This window comes from Klebsiella sp. GL120222-02 (genome assembly GCF_003097195.1).
Classification (GTDB): domain Bacteria; phylum Pseudomonadota; class Gammaproteobacteria; order Enterobacterales; family Enterobacteriaceae; genus Klebsiella; species Klebsiella variicola.
The window spans coordinates 1-1,166 of sequence record NZ_QEQO01000021.1; the positions used below are offsets into that span (position 1 = coordinate 1).

Below are 1,166 nucleotides of genomic sequence, written 5' to 3' on the forward strand. Positions count from 1 at the left end.
TCTCGGTGACCAGCAGCTGGTGGTCACCTTCACGTCATCGCAGGGTAAAAAGTGCACCGTAATGCCGCACACATCCTGGCCGTTATAGTCGGGCAGCGGAACGGTTTTGCTGTGCTGCCTCTTTTGGGCATCAATCCCTTTTTTCCAGGCAAGGTATTTCGCCTCATCAGCAAACCCCGGGAAACCCGCGGATGAACCCTGCCCGGTTTCCCATTCAACGCGCACCGTCATACCCGGCGTCCAGCGGGCGGGCACGCTGAAGCAGCAGCCGCCTCCGCCCCCCTGAAACGGGCCTATTGAATCGATGCCCGACTGGCCATTGATACTGAAGTGGTTGATTGCCCATTTTGTGTGGTTGATGGCTTTTATTGTGCCGCCACCGCCGCCTCCGGCCTGTGCGGCAGGCTGCGCGCAGCCGGTTAACAGCAGCAGACCCGCCAGCAGCGGGCTGATTAATGCAAATTTCATCGGACTCTCCCTGTCGGTTTGAGGGTGATTAAGTGAGGGTGATGCCAGCCTGAATAAACGAAGGCGAGCTACTTCGGACAGACGGCCGGCTCCTTCATCCTGACGGGCTCTTTTATCGGGTAGGACGGACTGCCGTAGGTGTAACAGCTGGTGGTCACCTTCACGTCATCGCAGGGTAAAAAGTGCACCGTAATGCCGCACACATCCTGGCCGTTATAGTCGGGCAGCGGGACGGTTTTGCTGTGCTGGCGTTTTTGGGCATCAATGTCTGCTATCCAGGCTTTATATTTAGCCCTGTCGGCAAACCCCGGGAAACCCGCGGATGAACCCTGCCCGGTTTCCCAGTCAACGCGCACCGTCATACCCGGCGCCCAGCGGGCGGGCACGCTGAAGCAACAGCCGCCACCGCCACCCTGGAACGGACCTATTGAATCAATGCCCGACTGGCCGTTGATACTGAAGTGGTTGATCGCCCATTTGGTGTGGTTGATGGCGTCAATGGTGCCGCCGCCGGCCCGGGCGGCTGGCTGTGCGCAGCCGGTTAACAGCAGCAGACCCGCCAGCAGCGGGCTGATTAATGCAGATTTCATCGGACTCTCCCTGTTCATCGGATCCTCCTTATCCGCGTTCAGACCGTTGTCGTCAGAACGTCCTCCAGCCAGCTGGCCGGCAGCGCGGCTTGCCCCCGCGCCAGTTGC

Annotated in this window: 2 protein-coding genes; both read right to left on the reverse strand. The window is 59.8% G+C overall.

Features of this window, described 5'->3' with window-relative positions; all coding sequences use genetic code 11:
- Window positions 1-468, reverse strand: a 468-nt coding sequence (gene tli1, locus N438_RS27415; protein WP_133246609.1) for a T6SS immunity phospholipase A1-binding lipoprotein Tli1-KP, incomplete at its 3' end; no start/stop codon positions are given.
- Between the two features lie 68 nt (window positions 469-536).
- Window positions 537-1,058 (reverse strand): T6SS immunity phospholipase A1-binding lipoprotein Tli1-KP, encoded by a 522-nt coding sequence (gene tli1, locus N438_RS27420; RefSeq protein ID WP_110243157.1) that lies wholly within the window; start codon window positions 1,056-1,058, stop codon window positions 537-539.
- Window positions 1,059-1,166 lie beyond the last annotated feature (108 nt).